The sequence below is a fragment of the Streptomyces sp. NPDC053493 genome (assembly GCF_044544825.1).
Classification (GTDB): Bacteria; Actinomycetota; Actinomycetes; order Streptomycetales; family Streptomycetaceae; genus Streptomyces.
The window spans coordinates 14,626-39,409 of record NZ_JBITXS010000002.1; the positions used below are offsets into that span (position 1 = coordinate 14,626).

Sequence of the window (24,784 nt, forward strand, 5' to 3'; positions counted from 1 at the left end):
GTCCCGGTGGGACTGGTGTCATGCGAGAGGCCGCTTTCCGTCGCGCTTGGTGAGCACCGGGCGTCCTGCGGCGGAAAGCGGCCACGGAAAGGGTCCTCATGCTCGTTCGGCCACACCGCCCTGCCCGATCCCGGCCGCGCGGCCGCCGGGAGGGACGATGACGCAGGATCTCCTCCAGGAGGTCCGGGCGGTTCTGGTGCGGGCCGGCTACGGCCGCGACAGCGGGCTGCGCGTGCTCCGGCACGGCGACGGCGTGATCGTGTCCTGGCACGCCGATCCGGTGATCCGCCCGACCATCGCCGTCCACGCGGCCGACCCGGACGTACGCAGGCGCGCCGGCATCCCCGGCATCCGCACCGCCCTGGACACCGCCCTGCTCGTGGTGCTGCACGGGGCCGGACTGCCCGCCGTGCACCACCCGGGCGGATTCATCCTGATCGGCCCGGACGGTGACGGCGCGGCGCCGCCCGACGCCCCGGACGCCTGACCCGCGCCGTCCGCCGCCCCGTCCCGGCCCGCCCGGCCGGGCCCGACCGGGCCGACAGGCCGGACGCGACCGACTCGACCGAAGCCCCCGCCCGTCCGGCCGGACGCGACCGAGCCGTCCCGGCCCGACCCGTCCCGGCCCGATTTCCCCCGCCCCCGCCGAAGACGTAGCGTGGACGCCGGGCCGCCCTTTCCCGGCGGCCTGCGGCCGCTGTGTCGGGAGGCGTGATGGTGGAGACGCTGTCCTTCGACAGCCAGGACCTGGCGGAGACCGAGGCGTTCCTGTCGGCGGCCTACACGCCGATGCGGATCGGCGGCCGGCCGGAGCACTCCCGGGCGCGGATCGCCCGCCGCTCCACGGGCGGCCTGACGGTGGACCGGCTCGCGTTCGACTACACGATGGCCTACGACGCCGGCTGCCTGAACCAGGTGTGCCTGGTGACCGTGCACCACGGCGGATTCCTGGACACCACGGGCGGCCGGGCGGAGCGCTTCGGACCGCGCGAGACCTTCCTGCTCTCCCAGCCGGACCTGCCGTACTCGGGCGAGGTGCGCTCGGCCCGCTACACCCTCACCCTGTTCGACCCGGCGCTGCTCGCTGAGGTCGCCGGGACCGGCGCGGGATTCCGCGGCAGGGTCGCGTTCACCGGGCAGCGCCCGGTGAGTCCCGCGGCCGCCCGGCGGCTGAACCGGACCGTCGCCTATCTGCGCGACCAGGTGCTCGCCGACCCGGTCGGGCGGGAGAGTCCGCTGGTGGTGTCGACCGCGTTGCGGCACCTCGCCGCGGTCACCTTGAGCAGCCTGCCGAACACCACGCTGGACGACCGGCCCGACCCGGTGGACGGCCGGGACGGTGACGCCCGGACGCTGCGGCGGGCGATGGCCTTCATCGAGGGCAACGCCCACCGGGACATCGGCCTCGCCGACATCGCCGCCTCGGTCCCGGTGACGCCGCGGGCCGTGCAGTACGCCTTCGCCCGGCACGCCGACACCACTCCGCTGCGGCACCTGCGCCAGGTCCGGCTGGCCCGCGCCCGCGCGGACCTGCGGGCCGCCGACCCGCGGACCACCACGGTGACCGAGGTGGCGGTGCGCTGGGGCTTCGCCCACCAGGGCCGGTTCGCCGCCGCGTACCGGCGCGCGTACGGCGAGGCGCCGTCCGAGACCCTGCGCCGCGGCTGACCGCGGCCCGCCCGCCGGCCGGTACGGTCGCGGCCGGGAGGTCAGCCCACGCCGCGCGGGCGGAACTGGACGCTGATGCGCGGGCCGACGGCGCGGGTGGTCTTGGGCACCGCGTGCTCCCAGGTGCGCTGGCAGGAGCCGCCCATGACGAGCAGGTCGCCGTGGCCGGACGGGAGGCGGAGCGCGACGGGGCCGCCGCCGCGCGGGCGGAAGGCCAGGTCGCGCGGGTCGCCGAGGGCGAGGATCGCGACCATCGTGTCGTGGGTGGCGGAGCGGCCGGTGCGGTCGCCGTGCCAGGCGACGCTGTCGCGGCCGTCGCGGTAGAGGCAGAGCCCGGCGGTGGCGAAGGGCTCGCCGAGCTCGGCGGCGTAGTGCGCGCCGAGGGCGTCGCGGGCCTCGGTGAGCGCGGGATGCGGCAGCGGGGCGCCCTCGCGGTAGTAGGCGAGCAGGCGCGGGACGGCGACCACGTTGTCGTACATCTTCCGCTCCTCGGCCTGCCAGGGCACCGTGGCGGCCAGCTCCTCGAAGAGCGCGTCGGCGCCGTGGAGCCAGCCGGGCAGATGGTCGACCCAGGCGCCGTCGCCGAGCCGTGTCCGCCGGATCCCGTCGAGGGGTCCGCAGCCGATGTCGGCGCCCTGGTCGAAGAGGGAGCCCTGGAGGCCGGGGATGTCGGGTCGTGCCGCAGTCATGGTGACCAGCCTAGACGATAAACCGAACGTTTGAGCGATTCACTGCGGCAGCAGGTGCCGATAGCTGCGCGGATGCGTCGCGAGGAAGTCGGCGAAGGACTGCGGCGGGTGTCCGGTGAGGGTGAGGACGTCGTCGGACACGTCGTCCATCTCGCCGTTCGCCACCGCCTCGTACGAAGTGATCCAGCCCTCCACCTCCCAGTCCGGGGCGTGATAGCCGGCCCGCGAGGCGTACGCCTCGTCGCGGGTCTCCGGCACGTACGTGACGGTGCGCCCGGCGGCCCGGCTCAGCGCGGCCGCGATCTCGTCGAAGCTCAGCGCCTCGGGACCGGTCATGTCGTAGGTGACGCCGTCGTGGCCCTCGCCCAGCAGCACCGCCGCGGCCGAGTCGGCGATGTCGTCGTGGGCGACGGCGCCGACCCGGCCGTCCCCGGCCGGCCCGCGCAGCACGCCGTCCGGGGACGTCATCGCGGCGAGGTCGGCCTGGTAGGTGCTGTCGCGCAGAAAGGTGAAGGCGAGACCGGTGGAGCGGATGTGCTGTTCGGTGTGCCAGTGGTCGCGGGCGTAGGTGAAGGTGGCGTGCGGAGCGGCGTTCAGGTACGAGAGGTAGACGATCCGGCGCACTCCGGCGGCCACCGCGGCGTCCACGGCCGTGGCGTGGGTCCTGACCCGGCCGGGCGCCTCGTGCGCGGAGACCAGGAAGAGCGCGCCGGCCCCGTCGAGCGCGGCCCGCATCGCACCGGCGTCGTCGTAGGACGCGGTCCGGACGTCCTCGGCGGGCAGCGCGGCCAGTTTCTCCCGGTCGCGTCCGAGCGCGCGTACCGCCGCGCCCGCCTCGGCGAGCCGCCGCACCACCCGGCGGCCGATCCGCCCGGTGGCTCCGGTGACCGCGATGACCTCGCTCATGTCCTGCCCTTCCGCCGCGTCCGTGTCCCGCTGCCGTACCGCTTCCCTCATTCGACCTCCTGCGCGCGGGCCGCGCACCCGGGCGTCACGAAGCCCGGGCGGGCGCCAGGGTGTAGGTGCGGGAGGAGGTGTAGAAGTCCAGGGCGGCGCGACCCTGTTCGCGCGGGCCGTAGCTGGAGGCCTTGGCTCCGCCGAACGGCAGGTGGAAGTCGACGCCGGTGGTCGGCGCGTTGATCCGGATCATGCCGGTGTCGAGCCGGTCGAGGCCGTGCAGGACGGCGTCGAGGCCGGCGGTGTGCACGGAGGTGACGAGGCCGTGCCGGGCGGCGTTGGTGATCCGTACGGCGTGGTCGAGGTCGCGCGCCGGCAGCAGGGCGGCGACCGGGCCGAACACCTCCTCGCGCAGCAGCCGGTGGCCGGGCGCGGCCTTCTCCACCAGGGTCGGCGCCGCGTACCAGCCGGGCCGGTCGGGCACGGTGCCGCCGGCGAGGACCGACAGGCCGTGCCAGGCGGAGGCGACGTCGTCCCGGGCGGCCTCGGTGATCAGCGGGCCGCACACGGTCCCGGGCTCGGCGGGATCACCGACGGGCACGGCGCGCAGCGCCTCGGCGAGGGCCTCGCGCAGCGGGTCGAGGGCGGCGCCGACCGCGACGACACGGCTGGCGGCGGTGCACTTCTGGCCGGCGTATCCGGCGACGGAGCCGGCGATGTGGGCGGCGGCCAGGGCGATGTCGGCGTCGGGCAGCACGATCGCCGCGTTGAGACCGCCCATCTCGGCCTGGACCGGGATGCCGCGCGCGGTGGCGGAGCGGACGACGGCGGCGCCGACACCCGACGAGCCGGTGAAGGAGACGGCGTCGGCGGCGGACACCAGCGCGCCGCCCTCGGTCGCGCCGCCGGGCACCACGGTGAACACGCCCTCGGGCAGGGCCTGTCGGACGAGTTCGGCGAGCCGCAGCGCGCAGGCGGTGGCCTCGGGCGCGGGCTTGAGGACGACGCAGTTGCCGGTGGCGAGGGCGGGCGCGGCCTTCCAGGCGGGGATGGCGAAGGGGAAGTTCCAGGGGGTGATGAGTCCGGCCACGCCGTGCGGGCGGCGGCGGGTGAGGAGCAGGCCGGGGCCGGTGGCGGTGTCGTGCACGGCGCCGGTGGGCTCGTAGGGCGCCTGGGCGTAATAGCGCCAGATGGCGACGGTGCGGGCGACCTCGGCGCGGGCCTCGGCGAGCGGCTTGCCGACCTCGCGTACGGCCAGCGCGGCGAGTTCGCCGGCCGCGGCCTCGACGGCGGTGGCCACCGCTCCGAGCGCGGCGGACCGGGCGGCGGCTCCGCCGTCCGCCCAGCCGGGCTGCGCGGCGCGGGCCCGTTCGACCGCGTCGGCGACGGCGAAGGCGCCGGGCGCGGGGGCCTGGTGGAGGACGTCGGCCGGGTCGGCGGGGTTGCGGGAGATGACGGTCATGCGGCGAACCTTCTCTGTCGTGTCCGAGGGCTTGCGCAGTACAATTTCACATTACTATGTTACGGGTCACATTTCTGGGCCGTGCCTGCCGCGACGCACCCCGCGACCGGCGCCCGGCCACCCGAACTCCCCGACTCGGAGTGACCCTTGATGGACAAGCACACCCGAACCGCCCTCGCCGCCGCCCTGTCGGCGGCCCTCGCCCTCGGCGCGGCCGGCTGCTCCGGCACCGGCGGCCCCGCCGCGGGCGGCGGGCACGGCGGCGTCAACCCGGCGACCGCGACCAACGGAAAGACCGTGGGCGGTACGCCGGTGAAGGGCGGCACCCTCACCGTGCTGTCCAACCAGGACTTCACCCACCTCGACCCGGCCCGCAACTGGGTGATGGGCGACATGGACTTCGGCACCCGGCTCCTCTACCGCACCCTGCTCACCTACAAGGCGGAGCCCGGCCCCAAGGGCGGCGAGTTGACGCCCGACCTCGCCGAGGACCTCGGCACCTCCTCCGACGGCGCAAGGACCTGGACCTTCCGCCTGAAGAAGGGCCTGAAGTTCGAGGACGGCTCACCGGTCACCGCGCGGGACGTCAAGTACAACGTGGAGCGGTCCTTCTCGCCCGACCTGCCCGGCGGCCCCGACTACGCCGCCCGCTACCTCGAAGGCGCCGAGGGCTACCAGGGCCCGGCCGGCGGCCGCCACCTCGACTCCGTCCGGACGCCCGACGACCGCACGATCGTCTTCCGTCTGCGCAAGCCCTTCGCCGAGTTCCCCTACGCGACCGTGCTGCCCACCTTCGCGCCGGTCCCGCGGGCCCGGGACAAGGGCCCTCAGTACGACAACCGGCCGTTCTCCTCGGGGCCGTACAAGATCGAGTCGTACGACCGCGACAAGCGGCTCGTCCTGGTCCGCAACCCGCACTGGGATCCCGCCACCGACGGCGTCCGCAAGGCGTACCCGGACCGGATCGTCGTCACCATGGGCCTGAAGGCCAACCAGATCGACGACCGGCTCGTCGCGGCCGACGGCGCCGACGCCTCCGCGGTGCCCTGGGACAAGCTCCGCCCCGAGAGCACCCCGAAGGTCCTCACCCGGCCCGCCGTCCGCGCCCGGCTGCTCGCCGAGTCCAGCAACTGCACCGAGATGGTGCAGATGCACACCGGCCGCGCGCCCTTCGACGACGTGCGGGTCCGGCGGGCCGTGCAGTACGCGCTCGACCGCGAGGCCGTGCTGACCGCCTCCGGCGGCCCGGCGCTCAACGACCCGGCCACCGCGCTCATGCCCGGCTCCCTCTTCACCGGCGGCAAGCAGCCCGACACCTTGCGGATCCCGCTCACCGGGGACGTCACCAAGGCCAGGCAGATGCTCAAGGAGGCGGGCAAGCCCGACGGCTTCTCCACCCGCATCACCGTCTCCAACGGCGACAAGCAGGTCGCCGAGGCGATCCAGCAGTCGCTCGGCCGCGCCGGGATCGAGGTGGTCATCGAGACCGTCGACCCGTCGGCCTTCTACGACACCATCGGCGACACGAAGAACCGCACCGACCTCGTCTACACCGGCTGGTGTCCCGACTATCCCTCCGGCTCCACCTTCCTGCCCTTCGTCTTCGACGGCCGCTTCATCAAGGAGAAGGGCAACTCCGGCAACCACTCGCTCTTCCGCGACCCGGCCACCATGCAGCGGATGGACGAGATCGCCGCGATGACCGACGCCGGGCAGGCGAACAAGGCCTGGCAGGAGCTCGACGGCCAGATCCTCGCCAAGGCGCCCACCGCACCCGTCGTCGTCGAGCGCCGGCCGCTGCTCGTCGGACCGAACATCGCCGGCGCCTTCGGGCACATCTCGTACGGCGGCCAGCTCGACTACGCCACGGTCGGCCTCAAGGACCCGTCCCAGAGCGGCCGTTGAGCAGCCCCGTGACGACCACGACCACGACCACCGTCCCCGGCCGGGCGCCGGCGGCCGCTCCGGCCGGCAGCGGCCCCTGGCGCCTCGCGCGCGCCGAGCTGCGCCGCCGTCCCGCCGCCCTCGCCTCGCTCGCCGTCGTCGCCCTCTTCGCCGTCATGGCGCTCGCCGCCCCGCTCGTCGGCGCGCTGGGCGGCTGGCGTCCCGACGAGTTCGACAAGAGCGCCGTCGACCCGTACCTGGGCGGCCTGCCGCTCGGGCCGCTCGGCGGGATGTCCGCCGAGCACTGGCTCGGCGTCGAACCCGTCACCGGCCGCGACCTGTTCGCCCGGGTCGTGCACGGCGCCCAGGTCTCGCTGCTGATCGCCTTCGCCGCGACCGCGATCGTCGTCGTGGCCGGCGTCGCGGCGGGCGTCGCCGCCGGCTACTTCGGCGGCCGCACCGACACCGTCCTGTCCCGGCTCATGGACCTCACCATGTCCTTCCCGTCCCTCATCTTCATGATCGCGGCGATGTCGGTGGCCCGCGACGTCAACCGCGTCCTGCTGATGACCCTGGTCATCGGCCTGTTCGGCTGGCCCGGCATCGCGCGGATCGTGCGCGGCCAGACGCTCTCGCTCAAGCACCGCGAGTACGTGGCCGCCGCGCGGGTCGCCGGCGCGTCGGACCGGCGCATCCTCACCCGCGAGATCCTGCCCGGCGTCGCCGGTCCCGTCATCGCGTACACCACGCTGATCGTCCCGGGCATGATCGCCACCGAGGCGGCCCTCAGCTATCTCGGCGTCGGCGTGCGCCCGCCGACGCCGTCCTGGGGCCAGATGATCGCCGAGAGCGTCGCCTTCTACGACACGGACCCGATGTACTTCGTGGTGCCGAGCCTCTGCCTCTTCCTCACCGTCCTCGCCTTCACCCTGCTCGGGGACGCGCTGCGGGACGTCTTCGACCCGCGCGGAGGCCGGCCGTGATCCTCTACCTCGGCCGCCGGCTGCTCGGCGTGCTCGGCGTCCTCCTCGCCGTCGCCGCCATCACCTTCGTCATCTTCTACGTGCTGCCGTCCGACCCGGCCGCCGCGGCCTGCGGCAAGTCCTGCAGCGCCGAGCGGCTCGCCGCGATCCGCGCCCACATGGGCCTGGACCAGCCGCTGTGGCGGCAGTTCGGCGACTTCGTGACCGGCGTCTTCACCGGCCGCACCGTGGGCAGCGGTTCCTACGCGCTGCGCTGCGACTTCCCGTGCCTGGGCTATTCCTACGAGAACAGCCAGCCCGTCTGGGACCTGCTCGTCGACCGGCTGCCGGTCTCCGCCTCGCTGGCCGTGGGCGCGGCCGTGATCTGGCTGGCGCTCGGCCTGGGCGCCGGCGTCACCGCCGCGCTGCGCAAGGACACCCTCACCGACCGGATCCTGATGGTCGGCGCGGTGGCCGCCGCCTCGCTGCCCGTCTACTTCACCTCGGTGATGCTGATCTACGGGCTGATCCGGGTGGCGGGTCTGCTGCCCTACCCGCAGTACGTGCCCATCGGCACCGACCCGCTCGGATGGGCGCGCAACCTGCTGCTGCCCTGGCTGGCGCTCGCCGTCCTGTACGCGGCGATGTACGCCCGGCAGAGCCGCGCCTCGATGATCGAGTCGATGGCGGAGCCGTACATCCGCACCGCCCGCGCCAAGGGCCTGCCGCGCCGCACCGTCGTCGTCAAGCACGGGCTGCGGGCCGGGATGACGCCGGTCCTCACCCTCTTCGGCATGGACCTCGGCGGGCTCCTCGCGGGCGCCGTCATCACCGAGTCCCTCTTCGGTCTGCCCGGCGTCGGACGGCTCTTCTACGGGGCGCTCTCCACCGGCGACCAGCCGGTGATCCTCGGCGTGACCCTGCTCGCCGCCGCCTTCATCGTCGTCGCGAACCTCTGCGTCGACCTGCTGTACGCCGTCGTCGACCCGCGAGTGAGGTACTGATGCCCGACACCACGACGAGCGGGCCCGAACCGCTGCTGTCGGTGCGTGATCTGACGGTTGTGTTCCCGACCCGGCGCGGTGCCGTACGGGCCGTGGACGGGCTCTCCTTCGACGTGCCGCGCGGCCGGACCCTCGGCATCGTCGGCGAGTCCGGCTCCGGCAAGTCCGTCACCTCGCTGGCGGTGATGGGCCTGCACACCGGCGCCGAGGTCACCGGCTCCGTCCGCCTCGACGGGCGCGAGCTGGTGGGGCTGCCGGAGCGCGAGCTGAACCGGCTGCGCGGCCGGCGGATGGCGATGATCTTCCAGGACCCGCTGTCCAGCCTCCATCCGTACTACACCGTCGGCGAGCAGATCGCCGAGCACCACCGGGCGCACTTCGGCTCCCGCCGTGCGGTCGCCCGGCGCCTGGCCGTGGACGCGCTCGCCGAGGTCGGCATTCCCGAGCCGCGGCGCCGGGCCGGCGCGTACCCGCACCAGTTCTCGGGCGGCATGCGGCAGCGCGTGATGATCGCGACGGCGCTGGTGTGCGAGCCGGAGCTGCTGATCGCGGACGAGCCGACCACCGCGCTCGACGTCACCGTGCAGGCGCAGATCCTGGAGCTGATCGCCCGGGTGCAGCAGGACCGCGGCCTCGCGGTCGTCATGATCACCCACGATCTGGGCGTGGTGGCGCGGGTGGCCCACGAGGTGCTGGTGATGTACGGCGGGCGGGCCGTCGAACGGGCCCCGGTGGACGGGCTGTTCCGCGCTCCCTCGCATCCGTACACCCGGGGTCTGCTCGACTCGCTGCCCCGGCTGGACGACCCGGACGACGGCCCGATGCGGGCGATCCCCGGCTCGCCGCCGTCCCTGCTCGAACCCGTGTCCGGCTGCGCCTTCGCCCCGCGCTGCCCGCGCGCCGCCGCCGGCACGGCGGCCGAGCGGGCCCGGTGCGAGGCCGAGCGCCCGGCGCTCACCGGTCCCGCCGGCCGGCCGGTGGCCTGTCACTTCCCCGCGTACGAAGGCGTCGTCTCATGAGCACACCTCCTCCCCTGCTGTCCGTGCGCGACCTGACGAAGACCTTCCCGGGCCGCGGCTTCCGCGCGGCCCCGGTGCGGGCCGTCGACGGCGTCTCCTTCGACCTCGCGCGCGGCGAGACGCTGGGCCTGGTCGGCGAGTCCGGCTGCGGGAAGTCGACGACCGGCCGGATGATCGTCCGGCTGCTCGAACCGACCGCCGGCACCGTGACGTACGACGGACGGGAGATCGGCCGGCTGCCGCAGCGCGCGTTCACACCGCTGCGGCGCGAGATCCAGATGGTCTTCCAGGACCCGCACTCCTCGCTCAACCCGCGCCGCACGGTGGCCCGGATCATCGCCGATCCGCTGCTGATCCAGGGCAGCTCGGCCGCCGAGGCGCGGGCGCGGGCGGCCGAGCTGATGGAGCTGGTGGGACTGATACCGGAGCACCTGGACCGCTATCCGCACGAGTTCTCCGGCGGCCAGGCGCAGCGGATCGGCATCGCCCGCGCCCTGGCGACCGGGCCGCGTCTGGTCGTGGCCGACGAGCCGGTCTCGGCGCTCGACGTGTCGGTGCAGGCGCAGATCGTCAACCTGATGGAGCGGCTGCGGTCCGAGCTGGGGCTCGCGTACCTCTTCATCGCCCACGACCTGTCGGTGGTCAAGCGGGTCTGCGACCGGGTCGCGGTGATGTACCTGGGCCGGATCGTGGAGATCGGACCGAAGCGGCGGGTGTACGAGGAGCCGGCGCACCCGTACACGCGGGCGCTGCTCTCGGCCGTCCCGCTGCCGGACCCGGCGGCCGAGCGGGCTCGGGAGCGGATCACGCTGCTCGGCGATCCGCCGAGCCCGGCCGCGCCGCCGCCGGGCTGCACCTTCCATCCGCGCTGTCCGAAGGCGCGGGAGGTGTGCCGCACGGAGGCTCCTCCGCTGCGGCGGACCGCGACGGAGGAGCCGAGGGAGGTGGCCTGTCACTTCCCGGAGACGGGCTGAGGACCCGTCACGGCGGCGTGGATCAGCCGGTGAATCCGGCGGTGATCTTCGTGAACTGCCATTCGGTCTGGCTGATGCCGGAGCAGTTCTCGGCGACGCCGCCGCCGGGGCACGGCCGGTCGCGGTTGACGGACCAGAAGGCGAGCCGGGCGATGTGGTTGCTGTTGGCCCAGTCGCGGATCTGCGTCCAGGTCGCCGGGCTGGTGGTCTCCTGCTGGTCGGAGAGGCCGTTCATGCCGGAGATGCCGACGTGGGCGTACGCGGTGGCGTCGTCCCAGCCGTAGACCGCCTTCAGCTTGTTCTTCAGGCCGTTGGCGGCGTTGACGGTGTTGCCGTACATGTCGGCGCCGCCGCCGAAGTCGAAGGGCATGAGGGTGAAGACGTCGATGTTCGCGCCCAGCGCCTTCGACTGCTCGATGAGCCGGTTGCCCCAGGAGGTGGGTCCGGTGGTCGAGGTGCCGAAGGTGAGGATGGTGCGCAGGCCGGGGTTGTTGGCCTTGACGATCTTCAGGGCGTTCAGGATCCGGTCCTGGACGACGGCGTTCTCGAACTCGTCGGTGTTCTCGATGTCGACGTCGATCGACTTCAGGCCGTGGGCGTCGATGACCTTCTGGTAGGCGCCGGCCAGGGCCTCGGGTGTGGCGCAGTTGGGGCCGAGCTTGTTGCCCTGCCAGCCGCCGATGGACGGGACGACGTCGCCGCCGGCCGCCTTGACGGCGTTGATCGTGGACTGGTCGACGCCGCCGGTGAGCGGACGCTGGCCGTCCCAGGCCGGGTTGCAGCCGCCGGAGGACAGGATGAAGGCCATGGTGAAGGTCTTGATGCCGGTGGCGTTCATGACCGAGGTGGCGGACGGCGGCTCGCCCCAGCCGAGGTAGAGGTAGGGCGCGGCCTGCTTGAAGCCGGTGCCGCCGCCTCCGCCGGCGTCGGTGGTGACGCTGACGGCGTTGGAGGCCGGGGAGACGTTGCCGGCCGCGTCGCGGGCCTTGACGGTGAAGGTGTAGGCGGTGCTCGCGGAGAGTCCGGTCACGGTGGTGCCGGTGCCGGTCGCCGTGGCGACCCTGGTGGCGCCCTGGTAGACGTCGTAGCCGGTGACGCCGGTGTTGTCGGTGGCGGCGCCCCAGGACAGCGTCACGCTGGTCGAGGTCTTGGCGGTGGAGCGCAGGTTGGTCGGCGCGGTGGGCGCCTGGGTGTCGCCGCCGCCTCCGCCGCCGGGGCCGTCGAGGCTGATGTCGTCGGCGTAGTAGGTGCCCTGGCCGTACCAGCCGTGGGTGTAGACGGTCGCGCTGGTCTGCGTGTCGCCGGTGGTGAAGGTGAGCGACAGCTGCTGGTACGAGGGCGCGGACGCGGTCCAGGTCGAGGCGCCGCCGTCGACGCCGAGGTAGACGTAGGAGCCGCGGACCCAGCCGGAGAGGGTGTAGGTGGTCCGGGGCTGGACGGGCACGGTCTGGGAGCACCGGGCGTTGTCGGACGCGCTCGCCGCGCCGGCGAGGGCCTTGGCGCCGCTGTGCACGGGGCTGGACACGACCGAGCCGAGGCCGCCGGAGCAGCTCCAGCCGGACAGGGCTCCGGACTCGAAGCCGGGGTCGGTGAGCAGGTTGGCTGCCTGGGCCGGAGTGGGAACGGCGGCCAGGACACCCGCGCCGAGCAGCGCCGCGCCGAGCGACGCCACCAGGCGGTTGCGGATAGGCACCATGCCTCCAGTGGGGGTTGAGGAGGGGAAGCGGTCACAGATTGGACTGGACCAATGCCCGCGTCAAGCCCCCTGGCACAAAGCTCAGTTGGTGGCGGGCCGCAGCCGGTCCACCGGATGGGTGTCGAGATAGCCGGCGAGCCCGTCGTCCTTGAACGCCTGCCACAGCTCCGCGCACCGGGCCCGGTCGAGGTAGACCACCGACTGACCCCGCTCCGCCCCGGTGCCCTTCACCGGCGCGTTCATGAAGGTCATGTCCCCTGCCCTGACCTCGCGCATGTTCCAGACCAGTCGGCGCATCTCGTCGTCGCCGAAGCGCTCGTCGACGCTGACGGTCTCGGTGAACAGGTCGAGCGTCTTCTTCAGCTGGAACGGGTCCTTGAGGGACGTGGAGGACATGACCTTCTCCAGGAGCGTGCGCAGGTAGTTCTGCTGCCGGTGGGTGCGGTCGAAGTCGCCGTTGGGCAGGTTCTTGCGCTCCTGGACGTAGGACAGGGCCTGTTCGCCGTTCATGTGCCGCCGCTCGCCGTCGGCCATGAGGATGTCGACGCCGCCGACCGCGTCGGTGAGCTTGCGGAAGCCGCTCCAGTCGATGACGGCGAAGTGGTCCACGCGCACGTCGGTCAGCCGCTGGACCGTGTCGATGAGCAGCGGCGGCCCGCCCCAGGAGAAGGCGGCGTTGAGCTTGGCCCGGCCGTGCCCCGGGATGTCGACCCAGGAGTCGCGCGGCAGCGAGACCACGTAGGCGGCGGAGTGGTCGTCGGGGATGTGCACCAGCATCATCGCGTCGCTGCGCTGGTCGCCGTACTCCCACAGCTCGCCCTTGGCGTCGCTGCCGGTGATGGGGACCTCGGAGCGGGAGTCGAGCCCCATGAGGAGGAAGTTCTGGCCACCCTTGGAGGCGGCGGGCACCGGCGCATTGGTGGGGAAGGTCCCAGGGATCCGCTGGACGCGGCCGGTGTAGTGCTCGTACGCCCAGTAGCCGGCGCCCGCGGTGAGCAGCACCGCGGCGACGAGCAGGCAGAGGGCGGACAGCAGAACGGTGCGCGCCTTGGGCCGCCGCCGGCGCCCGCGTCCCTTGCCGTCAGCCGGGGGCGCCCCGGTGCACTGGTCCTCGGCGGGCTTGTCGGCGGCCGGTCCGTCTTCGGCCCGCTCGTCGTCGGCCCGTCCCTCCTCGGCCGGTCCGTCGGCGGCCGCTTCGCGCGCGCTCATCCGTTTCGCTTCCCTCCTGCGCTGCCCGCCCCGGCACGCCCGACGAGGGCGTGATTCAAGCCACCAGGATGCCGAAGATCGGCGGGCAGCGCGACGGATCGGAGGGAACCGGCGCCGGGTGTCGCCGGGTGTCGCCGGTACGGGCCGGTGACGGCCGGTGCTAGCCGGTGACGGTGATCTGCTGGGCCGGGTCGGTGGTGTCGGTGATCTGGTAGGTGGCGCTGAAGGTGCCGGACTGGTTGCCGGTCGGGCACAGGAAGCCGCCGGTGACGGTGGCCGCGACCGGAGCGCCGGAGATGGCGAGGGTGGACGGGGCGCCGTTGGTCCAGCTGCCGTTGACGGCGGTGGGGCCGCTCGGCGAGGCGGTGATGGTGCAGGAGGCGAAGCCGCTGGTCTTCATGACGACGCCGCCCTTGGGGATGGTGAAGCCGCCGGTGGCGGGGGCGCCGTTCTGGGCGGAGAGCGACCAGGCGCCGTTGGTGGCGTTGGCCGTGACGGTGACGCTCACGCCGGCGATGCTGGTGCTGCAGCCGCTGAAGGTGGGCGGGTTGACGGTGACGGCGACCGGTCCCGCGTCGTTGTGGTTGGCCGGGGCGGCGGGGATCTTGTTGTTGGCTCCGGTCGTCGCTACGGAGGCGGAGACCGTACAGGTCATCGTGGTGGAGCCGGCGACGAAGGTGGCCTTGCCGGTGAGTTTGGCGGCGAAGGAGTGACCGGCCGGGAGCAGCGTGGTCGAGGCGGCCTGGGTGCCGGCGCCGGCGAAGGTGAGCGCGGCGGCCGCGGCGAGGCCGGTCGCGGAGACGAGCAGCTTGGACATGGGGATCTCCTCGGTGTCGGAGTGTGGGGAGCGAGGAGGTGCGGATGCGCGTGGGGTGGGGGGTACGCGCAAAGTGACTTGAGAGTAGAACCGGCCGGTAGGGGTGTCCAGGCATGAATTCCGCCACTGCTGACACTATGTCAGGAAGCTTGGCGTGTCCCGGCGCTTGACGCGACACGACGGCTTTCCCTCTGGTGGACGGTGGCCGCACCCGACCAGACTGGGCCCATGGAAACCATGGTGCCGGTCGACGGCGGCGAACTCTGGGCGGACGACTCGGGCGGCGAGGGACTGCCTCTCGTCCTGGTCCATCCCGGCGTCGGTGACTCCACGATCTGGGACCCGGTCCTGCCCGCGCTCGCGCCGGACCGCCGGGTGATCCGTTACGACGCCCGGGGCTACGGCCGCTCGCCCGCACCGCTCACGGCGTACTCCCCCACCGCCGACCTCGCCGCGGTCCTCGACCACTTCGGACTCGACCGGGCGCTCCTCGTGGGCTCCAGCATGGGCGGCGCCGCCGCCCTGAGCCTCGCGGTCGACGCACCGGAGCGCGTGGCGGGCCTCGTGCTCCTGGTGCCGGGCGTCACCGGCTACGACCTCGACGAGGCCGAGGTGGGCGCGGAGATCGCCCGACTCGCCCAGGACGGCGACACGGAGGGGATCGTCCGGCTCGGGCTCGGCCTGTGGGGCCGGGCCGCCGGAGGGAGCCCGGAGACCGACCCGGTCGCGGCGGCCCACTTCCGGGCCGTGCTGCCGGCCTGGTTCGCCAACGTCGGCCACCAGCAGGTCGACCCGCCGGTCTTCGACCGGCTCGGCGAGATCACCGCGCCCACCGTGCTCGCCCTCGGCGAGCTGGACCGCCCGAACGTGATCCGCTGCAACGAGGAGGCCGCCGCCCGCATCCCCCACTGCCGCCTCGTCCGCCTCACCGACTCCGACCACTACCCGACCCTCCGCGAGCCGAAGACGGTCGCCCGACTGGTGGAGGACCTGTACGCCGAGGCCCGGTAGGCAGGGTCATCCTGGTCGATGGGCCAGGTCCGGTCGCCTGATTTCCGTGCTGCGGTCAGGGACCGGCCGGCAGCCGACAGCGGAATGATCTCGCCCGTGGCCCGGCTGAGCCGGCGCGCCTTCCGGAAGCGGGCGTGCTGCGTCGCACAGGTGCGGACGCGGTCCGCAAGGGACAGCCCTGAGCCCACCGCTGCGTGGGCTCCACGCGCATTCGGCCGTCTCGTGGCCGGGCGCGCACGCCGACCGCCCCCGGAGCGGAGCCTCGTCCCGGGGGCGGCGTGAGCGGCGATGTCGGCGCACGACGCTCGGTGCGGGATCCGGGAGCCCCCACGACTCCCGTTCGACAGCGATCCCGGCCCTTCGATCCTGCCGTGTCCCGCGCCGGGTTCCTCGATCTGCGGGCCCGTGCCACACGAATCGGCGAAGCGCGGCGCACCGCCTTGACGATCCGTGCGCCCCCCGTGCTCCCGACGGGCCCATTCCGTCACCCACCGTTCCCCGCACGGTGGTTGACGGCCGGCGCGGCCCGCTGGGAGTGTCTGCCCGCTCCCTGCCCCACCACCCAAGGAGTTGGCATGCACCTGATATCCACGGCACGGCGGCGGGTCTCGGCACTCGCCGCCGTCCTGTGCGCGCTGTTCCTCGTCATCGGCGTCGCGGCCACCGCCCACGCCGCCGTGCTCCAGGCGCTGCCGCAGAACGCGGACGGCATGGACCAGACCTTCGCTCCCGCGTACGACTTCGACACCGACGGCTGCTACATGACCGCGGCCATCGGCGCGGACGGCACCCTCAACCCCGGTCTCAAGCTCGGCGGCGCCGTCAACGGCCACTGCCACGATCCCGCCCAGCTCGCCGCGGCCAACGCCTACTCCCGCTCCAAGTGCAACAACGGCTGGTGCGCCGTCGTCTACGGCGGCTACTACGAGAAGGACCAGGCCACGATCGGCCCGGCCGCCATCGGCCACACCCACGACTGGGAGCACGTGGTGGTCTGGATCAGCGGGAACCAGGTCCAGTACGTGTCGGTGTCGCAGCACAGCGGCTACCAGGTGGCCGCCCGCTCGGCGGTGCGCTTCGACGGCACCCACCCCAAGATCGTCTACCACAAGGACGGTCTGTCCACCCACTGCTACCGCTTCGCGAACACCTCCGACGACGCCATCGAGAACGCGACCGGCTCCTGGTTCTACCCGCGCCTGGTCGGCTGGAACGGCTACCCGGCGGGTCTGCGCGAGCGGCTGACGGGCGCGGACTTCGGCTCGGCGACGCTCAAGATCAGGGACTCCGACTTCGCGGGCGCGCTGGCCCGCTCCAAGCCGTCGGGCATCCCGTTCGACCCGTACGCCTGAGGCGTCCGGTTCCGGCCCGGACCCACGGGGTTCCGGCCCTCTTCCGGCTTCTGGAGGGTTCCGACAAAGGCCTGGCGGGAGGGGACGGGGATACTGGAAGGTCCACGGAACAGAGTGACAGGGAGGGCCGGGTGGAGTTCCGCCTGCTCGGGACGGTGTCCATCGCGGCCGAGGCAGGTGAGCTGCCGCTCGGCCCTGCCAAGCGGCGCAGCGTACTCGCGGCGCTGCTGCTGCGCGTCAACGCCGCCGTACCCGTCGACCGGCTGATCGACGCGGTCTGGGACGACGATCCGCCGGCGCGGGCCCGCACGGTCGTGCAGGGGCATGTCTCCCGGCTGCGCGCGCTGTTCGACCAGGGCGGCGCGGAGGACTACGGCGTGGAGCTGGCCACCCACGGCCAGGCGTACGAGCTGCGCATGCCCGAGCAGCTCCTCGACACCCACCGCTTCGAGGAGCTGGTCCAGCTCGCCGGCCACCAGAAGCACCCGGCGGACTCCGTCCTGATGCTCCGTGAGGCGCTGGCCCTGTGGCGCGGGCCCGCCCTCACGGGTACGGCGGCGAGCGAACCGCTGCTGGTGGCGGCCCGGGCCCTGGAGGAGACCCGGCTCGTCACCGTCGAACAGCTCGCGGCGGCGTACGGCCGGCTCGGCGAGCACGTCAAGGCGGCGGCCCTGCTGCGCGCGGAGGCCGCCGCGAACCCGCTGCGCGAGTCGCTGGTGGCGGCCCTGATGCTGTCCCTGTACCGCGCCGGCCACCAGTCCGACGCCCTGGACTGCTACCACCGCACCCGCACGCTGCTCGCCGAGGACCTGGGCGTCGACCCGGGCCCGGCCCTCCGCGCCGCCTACGAAGCCGTCCTCCGCGGCCTCCCGCCCACGGGCCAGACGGTGCCCTGGCCCCCGACCGCCGCCCACCTCACCACAGGACCTGGCGCCGCCCGTCCGGAGAGCGCCCTGCCCGGCGGAGCCGCGCGGGGCGGTGCGGCCGCCCCGCCCGGCCCGCCGGTACGACCCGACGGAGGCGTCCCGGGTGGGGCACCCGGCGGCGCCTTGGCCGCGTGGGGGCCCACGGCCGGCGCGGCGGAGACCCCGACTCCTGCCTGGGGTCCCTCGAGCGGGGCCGCGGACTTCCCGCCGGCCCCGGCCGGCGGTCCGTGGGCCGGCGCTCACGGACTCGGTGCGGCCGCCGGCCCGCCGGACGCAGTCGTTCCGGCCGGCGCCGGGCCTGCCGACGCCACAACGCCGGCCGGAAGCCAGGCCGCTGGCTCCGGGCCGCACGAGGTGCGCCCCGGCGCAGGTGCGCCGACCGGCGATGCTCCGACAGCCGCCGCGCCGCACGGGACGACCACCGCCGAAGGCGGAGCCCCGGCCCGCCCGGCCCACGCCGTGCCTGCCCGCGAGGGCCGCGGCGTCCCGACGGGCGCCCTGACGGCGACCGACGCGGCCCAGGGATCAACGCCCGCCGCAGGTCACACCTCGGTCGTGGTACGGCCCGGCAAGGGCGGCGGCATGCCGACGGAGGGCCTGCCGGCAGCCGCCACGTTCCACGGAGCGCAGCCCGCCGGTGCTGCTCCGACAGCCGCCGCGTCCCACGGCGCGACGCCCACCGAAGGCGGGGCAGCGGGCCACACCTCCGCCGGCGCGCGCTCGGGCGGAGAGCGCGGCACGCCGACCGACGCCCCGCCGACCGTCGGCGCGCCGCACGGGGCGGCGCCCTTCTCGCCGTCGGACGGCGTGGCCCACGCGGCGCGTCCCGGCAGCGGTGTCGCGAACGACGCCCTCCCGGCGACGAACGTCGGAGGCCAGGCCGCCGGCCGCACCAGCGAGGCTTGGGGCGCCCACGGTCGGCCGAGTGGTGCCGTACACCACGACTCCTCGCCCGGCGGGCAGCCGGCCGGTGGCCTGCACGGCGCCGGGCAGGACGGCGGGAACGGCCACGTACCGCCAGGTGGGGTGGCCGTGTTGCCCGCGCCGGACTTGTTGCCGCGGGCGCCGCGGGGGTTTCTGGGCCGGGAGCGGGAACTCGCGGGGCTGGACGTGGCCGTGGAGGCGGCGCGAGTGGCGTTGGTGACCGGGCCGGCCGGGGTCGGGAAGACGGCGCTGGCGCTGCACTGGGCGCACCGGCGGGCCGGGGACTTCCCGGACGGCGTGCTGTACGCCGACCTGCGCGGGTTCAGTCACGACGAGGGCCTCGACGCGATCGAGGTGCTGCGCGAGTTCCTGCCCGCGCTGGGCGTGCCGCCGCACCGCGTACCGGAGTCGCCGACCGCGGCCGCCGCGCTGTACCGCTCGCTCACCGAGGACCGCGCGCTGCTCGTCGTCCTGGACAACGTCCGCAGCGCCGACCGGGCCCGGCCGCTGCTGCCGGCCGGGACGCGCAGCGCGACCGTGGTGACGTCCCGGCTGCGGCTCGGCGGCCTGGTCGTGACCGATCTCGCCCGGCCGGTGCCGCTCGGGGTGCTCGGACTCGACGCGTCCGCCGCCCTGCTCGCGGCGGCGGTCGGCGCGGAGCGGGTCGACGCGGAACCGGCCGCCGCCCGGCGCCTCGCCGCGCTGTGCGACGGCCTGCCGCTCGCGCTCCGCGTCACGGCCGCTCAGCTCGCGGCCCGCCCGCACTGGCGGCTCGCCGACCTCGCCGCGGAACTCGCCGACGAGCAGCGCCGGCTGGCGCTGCTGACGGTCGGCGGTTCCGGTGAGGCCGACGGCCAGGGCGTGGCGGCCGCGCTGCGCCTCACCGTGCAGGACCTGCCGGAGGAGGCCGGCCGCCTCTTCCGGCAGCTCGGCGTGGTGCCGGGCCAGGACCTGGACCGGCTCGCCGCCGCGGCGCTGACGGACCGTCCGCCGGCGGTCGCCGCCGAGGCGCTCGACCGGCTCTGCGAGGCGCATCTGCTCACCGAGTTCGCGCCGGGCCGGCACACGCTGCACGATCTGGTGCGGCTCTACGCCCGCGGTCTGGACGCCGACGAGGACGCCCTGCTGCGGCTGCTCGACCACTACACGCTGACGGCGATGGCCGCCGCGCGGGCCGCCGAGCCGGACGACCAGCCGTGCTGTGCGGCGCCGCGGGGCGCCCGGGTGCCGCGTACCGCCCCGCACTTCGCGGGCCGGGACGCGGCGCTGCTCTGGTACGCGGCGGAGCGGGACAACCTCGCGGCCGCGGTCGCCGCCGCGCGGGCGGCGGGTCACCACGACCGGGCCTGGCGGCTGGCGATCCTGCAGTGGCCCTACATCCTGTGGCACAGCCACGACGGCTGGGTGCCGCTCCTGGAGGACGCCGTGGACTCGGCCGCCCAGGAGGACGACCCCGACGCCGAGTCACGGGCGCGGGCGTTGCTCGGCTGGCTGCTCACGCAGGACGGCCGGCTGCCGGAGGCGCTGGTGCACCTGCGGCTCGCGCCGGTGCTGGCCGCCCGCGCGGGCGAGCCGTCGAGCGAGGCGACGGCCCTGGTCAACCTGGCGGTGGCGCTGGACAGGACGGGTGTGACCGAGGAGTCCCTCGCGCACACCGCGCGGGCCGCCGCACTCGTCCACGGCACCGGTGACGTGATGACCGAGCTGCTGGCCCTGGAGCAGCGCTCCCGGCAGCTCCTGGAGGCGGGCGACCCGGAGGCGGCGCTCGCCTGTGCCCGGCAGGGGCTCGCGCTCGACGGGGACATCGTCAACGGCCTGGTGGGCGTACGGCACGGCATGCTGACCGCCACGGCGGGCGCGGCCCTGGTGGACCTGGGCCGCACCGCCGAGGCCGAGGCCACGCTCGCGCGGGCGCGCGAGCTGGGCCTGGCGCACGGCAATCAGGAGATCCTGCACCGGACCGACGAACAGCTGCGCCGGATCGGCGGCCTCACTTCCACGGGGCGGTGAACGGCCGGCCCGGCACCGGCTTGGCGACGAGCGCGACCGGCACGAAGAAGTTGACCTGGCCGATCGCGAACATCAGGGTGGCGAGCGCCTTGGGCTCGTAGTGCCCGGCCACCTCGGCGTACAGCGCGTCGGGGACCCGCTCGCCCTGCGCGGACGGCTGGAGGACCGCTTCGACGAGCGCGAGCGCGGCCCGTTCGGCGGCGCTGAAGTACGGCGAGTCCTGCCAGGACGCCACGGAGGTGATCTGCTCCTCCGAGGCGCCGGCCTTGCGCAGGAAGCCGGTGTGCAGGACGGTCAGATAGGTGCTGCCGACGATCTGGCCGGCGCGCAGCTGCACCAGGCTGATCGTGCTGCGCGGCACCGACCCGTTGCCGGTCACCTTGAACAGCGCCGCGGACACCTCCGCGACCTCGGGTACGAGCCGCGCGGGGTCCTCGTCCATGCGGGGCGCCATCGGGACCTCCGCCGTGATGCCGGTCGGGATGCCGGACGCCCCGCCCGCCGTGATGCCGTTCGGGATGCCGGTCGTGATCGCACGCTCTTCCATCGTCGTCTCCTCGTCCTCGGTGCGGTGACCTTGTCGTCAGCACACCGACGGAGCGGAGCGGAGAAGTGTGACAGGGAGGTGCGACGGGTTTCCTCACGCGCCCCACGCCGGGACCGACGGGTGCCCGGCCAGGTCCGGCGCCGGTGCGAAGTCCGTCTTGAGCGCGGCGCAGAGCCAGCCGTGCACGGCTCCCGCGGTGGGGCCCGCCGACGGGCCGGCGGCCTCACCGGCGAGCCGCCAGTAGCGGCCGATCAGCGGATCGGCGCTTCTCGTCATCAGCCCGGCGAGGCGACGCCGGAAGGCCCGGGTGTCACGGGCGCCGAGCGCGCCCGCGTAGGCCGCGACGAAGGAGTCGAGGGCCTCGCCGGCCGCGGGCGTCCGCCCGGCCCGTACCTCCGGCGCCGCCAGGTCGTACGCCTCGCCGAGGCCCGCGTAGAGAAGGCTCGGCCGGTGGTCGACGTCCGCCAGGTGGACGACGGGCGCGGGCGTCCCGGCGACCAGGGCGTGCAGCCGGGCGAAGGCCAACACCTGGGCCGGGCCCGGCTCGGCGGGCGGCTGCGGCACGGCGGCCGCCACGACGGCGTCGGCGAGCCGGGCCGGCAGCCGTACGGGCAGGGTGCGCCGCCAGAAGCGGGCGAGCGCCGTCGTGTCGGGCGGCACGGTCACCGCCCCGAGCAGCCGCAGCCGCTCCGCCCGCTCCCGGGGGCCGCAGTCGCGCAGCAGCCGCAGGGACGCCTCGCGCCACCGCAGCGCGGTGAGCCGGCCGGTCACCTCGTTCAACTGGCGGGCGACCACGTCCTCCAGGGCGTCGTCCAGCGCGCCGCCTACGCCGTTCGGGGCGCTGCCCGAAGCATCCTGCTCAGCGTCCTCGCGGTGCGGGACCGCGCCGACGACCCGGCCGACCTCGGACATCGGCAGGTCGAGCGTGCGCAGCGCGCGGATGAGCCGGAGCCGGTCGAGAGCGTCGGGGCCGTAGCGCCGGTGTCCGCCACCGCTGCGGCCGGCCTCGGGCAAGAGCCCACGGTCGGAGTAGAAGCGGACGGTCTTGACGGTGGCGCCGGCCCGTTCGGCGAGTTCGCCGATGCTCCAGAGCTCGTCGTCCGAGGCCACGCCGGGTCAGCTCCTGCGGAGGTACGGGAGGGTGAACTCGGGCCGGGCGTAGGCGCCGCCCTGGGGCGCGGCGGGATCGGGCGCCCGGTCGGCGCCGGGTATCGACGCGGCGTGCTCCTCGGCGTCGTCGACCGGCGCGTAGTCCAGTTCGGCGGGCCCGGGCAGGGTCCAGAAGCGGCGGGTGTTGGCGGAGACGGCGTACACCGCGGTGAATCCGGGGACGGGCGGCGCGGTCAGCGCGGCCCGGACGTAGCCGAGGGCGTCGCGCGGGCTGAGCCAGGTCGCCAGATGGCGGGGCTCGGTGGGTGCCGGTTCGAAGCTGCCGATGCGCAGACAGAGCACGGAGAGCCCGAACTTGTCGGCGTACAACTGGCCGAGGGCCTCGACGGCGGCCTTGCTCACTCCGTACAGACCGTCGGGCCGGACGGGTTCGCGCGGGCCGGTGGCGTGTCCGGCCGGATAGAAGCCGGTGATGCGGTTGCTGCCGGCGAGCACCACGCGGCGGATCCCGGTGCGGCGGGCGGCCTCCAGGACGTGGTGGGTGCCGAGGACGTTGGCGTCGAGGAGTTCGGGCAGCGGCGCCTCGTCCGGCACGCCGCCGAGGTGGAGCACGCGGTCGGAGCCCGCGAGCGCCGCCTCCACGGCGGCCGGGTCCCTCAGGTCCGCGGTGCGGACCTCCTCGTTGCCGGCCTCGGGCCGCAGCGGCGCGCGGTCGACCAGGATCAGCCGCGCCGCCTCCGCCCGCAGTCCTGCCCGTACGGCGCCGCCGATGGTCCCCGCGGCGCCCGTGACCGCCACCGTGCCCAGCCCCATGATGCCTCCCCGCCGGTCCTTCCCCATGCCCGTGAGCGTACCGAGCACGTCGGACAGCGGCGGCGCTTGAACCTCCCCCAGCGGGAGTTCCTATGGTCCCCGGGTCGTGATCGGTGCGAGCGAGGAGAGCTCCATGGTGGCGTTCGTGTTGGTGTCCGGGCCCTTCACCGGCGGATGGGTGTGGCAGGAGGTGGTCGGGCGGCTGCGGGAGGCCGGCGCCGAGGCGTACGGCGTGACGCTGACCGGCATGGGCGACGACGGGCCGGGCGGTCCCGGCGGCCACGACGATCCCGACCGGCCCGGCGGGCCTGATGGGCCCGACGGACCCGGCCGGTCCGGGCCGGTGGATCTGGAGACGCACATCGCGGACGTGCTGCGGGTGGTCGACGGGGCCGAGGCCGCCGAGGTGGTGCTCGTCGGGCACGACTACGGCATCCACCCGGTGCTGGGCGCCGCCGACCGGCGGCCGGAACGGTGTGCGCGGGTGGTGTACATGGACGCGGGAATGCCCGTCGACGGGGACGCGGCGAAGGCCCTCGTTCCCGACCGGGCCGCCGTCGAGCGGGCGGAACGGGCCGAACGGACCGGTGCGGACGCTCATCTCCCGGCGCCGGTGGGCGAGGAGTGGGAGCGGTGGGGCAGCACGGCGGGGCTGTCCGCCGAGGACCTGGCGCTGCTCGGCCGGCTGGCCCGGCCGCAGCCGGTGCGCACCCTCACCCAGCCGCTGCGGCTGACCCGCAGCCCCTTCGACCGGCCGACGACGGGTGTGCTGTGCACGGCGAACGGCTCCGGGATCTCGATGGTCGAGATGCTGGTGACCTCGGGTCCGCCGCAGTTCCGGGTGCTGGCCGATCCCAAGGTGGGCTTCTTCGAACTGGCCACGGGTCACTGGCCGATGCTGTCCGCGCCCGGCCCGCTCGCCGAGGTGCTGCTGCGCGCCGCGGCGGACGAGGGCCGGCGGCTGACCGCCCCGTGCACGGCTCCGGCCGCGCACGAGGGCACGTTCCTGCTGGATCCGCCGGAGCGGCCGCGCGAGCGCCGGGGCCGGGTCGACCTGCACCTGCCGGAGGGCCTGGACGCGCCGGGCTCCGAAGGGCCGCGCCCGGCCGTCCTGTTCGTGCACGGCGGACCGATCGCACCGGACCAGGTGCCCGGCCCGCGCGACACACCGACCTTCCTCGGTTACGGGCGTCTCGCGGCCGGGCTCGGCGTGATCGGCGCGACCGTGGAGCACCGGCTGCACGGTCCCGCGGACTTTCCCCGTTCGGCCGAGGACCTCAGCGAGGCGCTGGACCTCGTGCGGTCCGACCCCCGGGTCGACGCCGACCGGATCGCGCTGTGGTTCTTCTCCGCCGGCGGCCTGCTGTCGGCCGACTGGCTGGCCGCGCCGCCGCCGTGGCTGCGGTGCGTGGCACTGACCTATCCGGCCCTGGCGCCGCTGCCGGAGTGGCGGTCGGTGGACGCCCGTTTCCGCCCGGCGCGGACGGTCGGTGCGGCGAGCCCGCCGGTCGTCCTGACCCGGGCGGGCCGTGAGCATCCGGCGCTGCGGTCGACGGTCGACGCCTTCCTCGCCGCGGCCACGGCGGCGGGGGCCCCGGTCGAGCTCGTCGAAGCGCCGGGCGCCCGCCACGGCTTCGAGACCCTCGACCACACACCCGCCACCCGCGCCGCCGTCCGCCAGGCGGCCCGTTCCGTCGTCTCCCGCCTGATGACCTGACCAGGCGGGCGCTGAGACCGCCGGGTCCCGGAGACGGAGGCGTACGCCGGTACGAACGGGCGAGGGGCCGCCCCGGAACGGATCCGGGGCGGC

Annotated in this window: 20 protein-coding genes; 11 read left to right on the forward strand and 9 right to left on the reverse strand. The window is 74.7% G+C overall.

Going from position 1 to position 24,784, the window contains the following annotated elements; all coding sequences use genetic code 11:
* The first annotated feature begins 157 nt into the window (after positions 1–157).
* Entirely contained in the window at positions 158–487 is a 330-nt protein-coding gene (locus ACIGO8_RS05755) for a hypothetical protein (RefSeq protein WP_399724409.1), read from the forward strand.
* 227 nt (positions 488–714) lie between these two features.
* Positions 715–1,668 carry a helix-turn-helix domain-containing protein gene (locus ACIGO8_RS05760; protein ID WP_399724412.1) on the forward strand — a complete coding sequence of 318 codons (954 nt, stop codon included), beginning with the start codon at positions 715–717 and terminating at the stop codon, positions 1,666–1,668.
* A 41-nt stretch (positions 1,669–1,709) separates the two neighbouring features.
* On the opposite strand, the gene ACIGO8_RS05765 is transcribed toward ACIGO8_RS05760, so the two are convergent.
* The 3 genes from ACIGO8_RS05765 to ACIGO8_RS05775 all read right to left on the reverse strand — a co-directional run bounded on the left by ACIGO8_RS05765 (position 1,710) and on the right by ACIGO8_RS05775 (position 4,716).
* Positions 1,710–2,357 (reverse strand): alpha-ketoglutarate-dependent dioxygenase AlkB, encoded by a 648-nt coding sequence (locus ACIGO8_RS05765; protein WP_399724415.1) that lies wholly within the window; start codon positions 2,355–2,357, stop codon positions 1,710–1,712.
* Positions 2,358–2,396: 39 nt separating this feature from the next.
* Complete coding sequence (locus tag ACIGO8_RS05770; protein ID WP_399726744.1) at positions 2,397–3,263, reverse strand: NmrA family NAD(P)-binding protein; 867 nt, start codon at positions 3,261–3,263, stop codon at positions 2,397–2,399.
* 85 nt (positions 3,264–3,348) lie between these two features.
* The gene (locus ACIGO8_RS05775; RefSeq protein WP_399724418.1) at positions 3,349–4,716 is read right to left on the reverse strand and encodes an aldehyde dehydrogenase family protein; all 1,368 of its coding nucleotides are present in this window, start codon (positions 4,714–4,716) and stop codon (positions 3,349–3,351) included.
* 150 nt (positions 4,717–4,866) lie between these two features.
* Here ACIGO8_RS05775 and ACIGO8_RS05780 point away from each other — a divergent pair, with 150 nt between their 5' ends.
* Genes ACIGO8_RS05780 through ACIGO8_RS05800 form a run of 5 tightly spaced genes read left to right on the forward strand, consistent with a single transcriptional unit; the run spans position 4,867 to position 10,559 of the window.
* Positions 4,867–6,621, forward strand: coding sequence for an ABC transporter substrate-binding protein (locus ACIGO8_RS05780; protein WP_399724421.1), 1,755 nt, complete (start codon positions 4,867–4,869; stop codon positions 6,619–6,621).
* 8 nt (positions 6,622–6,629) lie between these two features.
* Positions 6,630–7,583: an ABC transporter permease gene (locus tag ACIGO8_RS05785; RefSeq protein WP_399724424.1), complete on the forward strand. Its 954-nt coding sequence runs from the start codon at positions 6,630–6,632 to the stop codon at positions 7,581–7,583.
* Complete coding sequence (locus tag ACIGO8_RS05790; RefSeq protein WP_399724427.1) at positions 7,580–8,566, forward strand: ABC transporter permease; 987 nt, start codon at positions 7,580–7,582, stop codon at positions 8,564–8,566. Before ACIGO8_RS05785 ends, ACIGO8_RS05790 begins: the two co-directional genes overlap by 4 nt.
* Entirely contained in the window at positions 8,566–9,585 is a 1,020-nt protein-coding gene (locus ACIGO8_RS05795; protein ID WP_399724430.1) for an ABC transporter ATP-binding protein, read from the forward strand. Before ACIGO8_RS05790 ends, ACIGO8_RS05795 begins: the two co-directional genes overlap by 1 nt.
* Entirely contained in the window at positions 9,582–10,559 is a 978-nt protein-coding gene (locus ACIGO8_RS05800; RefSeq protein ID WP_399724432.1) for an ABC transporter ATP-binding protein, read from the forward strand. Before ACIGO8_RS05795 ends, ACIGO8_RS05800 begins: the two co-directional genes overlap by 4 nt.
* 22 nt (positions 10,560–10,581) lie before the next feature.
* On the opposite strand, the gene ACIGO8_RS05805 is transcribed toward ACIGO8_RS05800, so the two are convergent.
* The 3 genes from ACIGO8_RS05805 to ACIGO8_RS05815 all read right to left on the reverse strand — a co-directional run bounded on the left by ACIGO8_RS05805 (position 10,582) and on the right by ACIGO8_RS05815 (position 14,281).
* A complete protein-coding gene (locus ACIGO8_RS05805; RefSeq protein WP_399724435.1) occupies positions 10,582–12,255 on the reverse strand; it encodes a carbohydrate binding domain-containing protein in 1,674 nt (557 codons plus the stop codon).
* A gap of 81 nt (positions 12,256–12,336) precedes the next feature.
* Entirely contained in the window at positions 12,337–13,464 is a 1,128-nt protein-coding gene (locus ACIGO8_RS05810) for an LCP family protein (protein ID WP_399724438.1), read from the reverse strand.
* Positions 13,465–13,624: 160 nt separating this feature from the next.
* On the reverse strand, positions 13,625–14,281 hold the full coding sequence (locus ACIGO8_RS05815) for a hypothetical protein (protein WP_399724440.1): 657 nt from the start codon (positions 14,279–14,281) through the stop codon (positions 13,625–13,627).
* A gap of 228 nt (positions 14,282–14,509) precedes the next feature.
* Here ACIGO8_RS05815 and ACIGO8_RS05820 point away from each other — a divergent pair, with 228 nt between their 5' ends.
* From ACIGO8_RS05820 to ACIGO8_RS05830, 3 genes are all read left to right on the forward strand, one after another.
* On the forward strand, positions 14,510–15,292 hold the full coding sequence (locus tag ACIGO8_RS05820; protein ID WP_399724443.1) for an alpha/beta fold hydrolase: 783 nt from the start codon (positions 14,510–14,512) through the stop codon (positions 15,290–15,292).
* Between the two features lie 575 nt (positions 15,293–15,867).
* Positions 15,868–16,644, forward strand: coding sequence for an NPP1 family protein (locus ACIGO8_RS05825; RefSeq protein ID WP_399724446.1), 777 nt, complete (start codon positions 15,868–15,870; stop codon positions 16,642–16,644).
* A gap of 131 nt (positions 16,645–16,775) precedes the next feature.
* Positions 16,776–20,504 carry a BTAD domain-containing putative transcriptional regulator gene (locus tag ACIGO8_RS05830; RefSeq protein WP_399724449.1) on the forward strand — a complete coding sequence of 1,243 codons (3,729 nt, stop codon included), beginning with the start codon at positions 16,776–16,778 and terminating at the stop codon, positions 20,502–20,504.
* Here ACIGO8_RS05830 and ACIGO8_RS05835 read toward each other — a convergent pair.
* The 3 genes from ACIGO8_RS05835 to ACIGO8_RS05845 form a co-directional block, all read right to left on the reverse strand.
* Positions 20,485–20,958, reverse strand: a complete 474-nt coding sequence (locus ACIGO8_RS05835; RefSeq protein WP_399726746.1) for a carboxymuconolactone decarboxylase family protein — start codon at positions 20,956–20,958, stop codon at positions 20,485–20,487. The two genes, ACIGO8_RS05830 and ACIGO8_RS05835, sit on opposite strands and share 20 nt — an antisense overlap.
* Positions 20,959–21,144: 186 nt before the next feature.
* Positions 21,145–22,161 carry a MerR family transcriptional regulator gene (locus tag ACIGO8_RS05840; protein WP_399724452.1) on the reverse strand — a complete coding sequence of 339 codons (1,017 nt, stop codon included), beginning with the start codon at positions 22,159–22,161 and terminating at the stop codon, positions 21,145–21,147.
* Positions 22,162–22,167: 6 nt separating this feature from the next.
* Entirely contained in the window at positions 22,168–23,001 is an 834-nt protein-coding gene (locus ACIGO8_RS05845; RefSeq protein WP_399724455.1) for an NAD-dependent epimerase/dehydratase family protein, read from the reverse strand.
* Positions 23,002–23,107: 106 nt separating this feature from the next.
* Between ACIGO8_RS05845 and ACIGO8_RS05850 the strand changes: the two genes are divergently transcribed.
* On the forward strand, positions 23,108–24,691 hold the full coding sequence (locus ACIGO8_RS05850; RefSeq protein ID WP_399724458.1) for a dienelactone hydrolase family protein: 1,584 nt from the start codon (positions 23,108–23,110) through the stop codon (positions 24,689–24,691).
* Positions 24,692–24,784 lie beyond the last annotated feature (93 nt).

What these genes read in the sequence shown, in the direction of transcription:
- ACIGO8_RS05775 (WP_399724418.1), bottom strand. Translation starts at nt 4,716, where the DNA reads ATGACCGTCATCTCCCGCAACCCCGCCGACCCGGCCGACGTCCTCCAC.
- ACIGO8_RS05845 (WP_399724455.1), bottom strand. Translation starts at nt 23,001, where the DNA reads ATGGGGAAGGACCGGCGGGGAGGCATCATGGGGCTGGGCACGGTGGCG.
- ACIGO8_RS05820 (WP_399724443.1), top strand. Translation starts at nt 14,510, where the DNA reads ATGGAAACCATGGTGCCGGTCGACGGCGGCGAACTCTGGGCGGACGAC.
- ACIGO8_RS05760 (WP_399724412.1), top strand. Translation starts at nt 715, where the DNA reads ATGGTGGAGACGCTGTCCTTCGACAGCCAGGACCTGGCGGAGACCGAG.
- ACIGO8_RS05780 (WP_399724421.1), top strand. Translation starts at nt 4,867, where the DNA reads ATGGACAAGCACACCCGAACCGCCCTCGCCGCCGCCCTGTCGGCGGCC.
- ACIGO8_RS05765 (WP_399724415.1), bottom strand. Translation starts at nt 2,357, where the DNA reads ATGACTGCGGCACGACCCGACATCCCCGGCCTCCAGGGCTCCCTCTTC.
- ACIGO8_RS05755 (WP_399724409.1), top strand. Translation starts at nt 158, where the DNA reads ATGACGCAGGATCTCCTCCAGGAGGTCCGGGCGGTTCTGGTGCGGGCC.
- ACIGO8_RS05795 (WP_399724430.1), top strand. Translation starts at nt 8,566, where the DNA reads ATGCCCGACACCACGACGAGCGGGCCCGAACCGCTGCTGTCGGTGCGT.
- ACIGO8_RS05805 (WP_399724435.1), bottom strand. Translation starts at nt 12,255, where the DNA reads ATGGTGCCTATCCGCAACCGCCTGGTGGCGTCGCTCGGCGCGGCGCTG.
- ACIGO8_RS05850 (WP_399724458.1), top strand. Translation starts at nt 23,108, where the DNA reads ATGGTGGCGTTCGTGTTGGTGTCCGGGCCCTTCACCGGCGGATGGGTG.
- ACIGO8_RS05810 (WP_399724438.1), bottom strand. Translation starts at nt 13,464, where the DNA reads ATGAGCGCGCGCGAAGCGGCCGCCGACGGACCGGCCGAGGAGGGACGG.
- ACIGO8_RS05770 (WP_399726744.1), bottom strand. Translation starts at nt 3,263, where the DNA reads ATGAGCGAGGTCATCGCGGTCACCGGAGCCACCGGGCGGATCGGCCGC.
- ACIGO8_RS05825 (WP_399724446.1), top strand. Translation starts at nt 15,868, where the DNA reads ATGCACCTGATATCCACGGCACGGCGGCGGGTCTCGGCACTCGCCGCC.
- ACIGO8_RS05800 (WP_399724432.1), top strand. Translation starts at nt 9,582, where the DNA reads ATGAGCACACCTCCTCCCCTGCTGTCCGTGCGCGACCTGACGAAGACC.
- ACIGO8_RS05835 (WP_399726746.1), bottom strand. Translation starts at nt 20,958, where the DNA reads ATGGCGCCCCGCATGGACGAGGACCCCGCGCGGCTCGTACCCGAGGTC.
- ACIGO8_RS05815 (WP_399724440.1), bottom strand. Translation starts at nt 14,281, where the DNA reads ATGTCCAAGCTGCTCGTCTCCGCGACCGGCCTCGCCGCGGCCGCCGCG.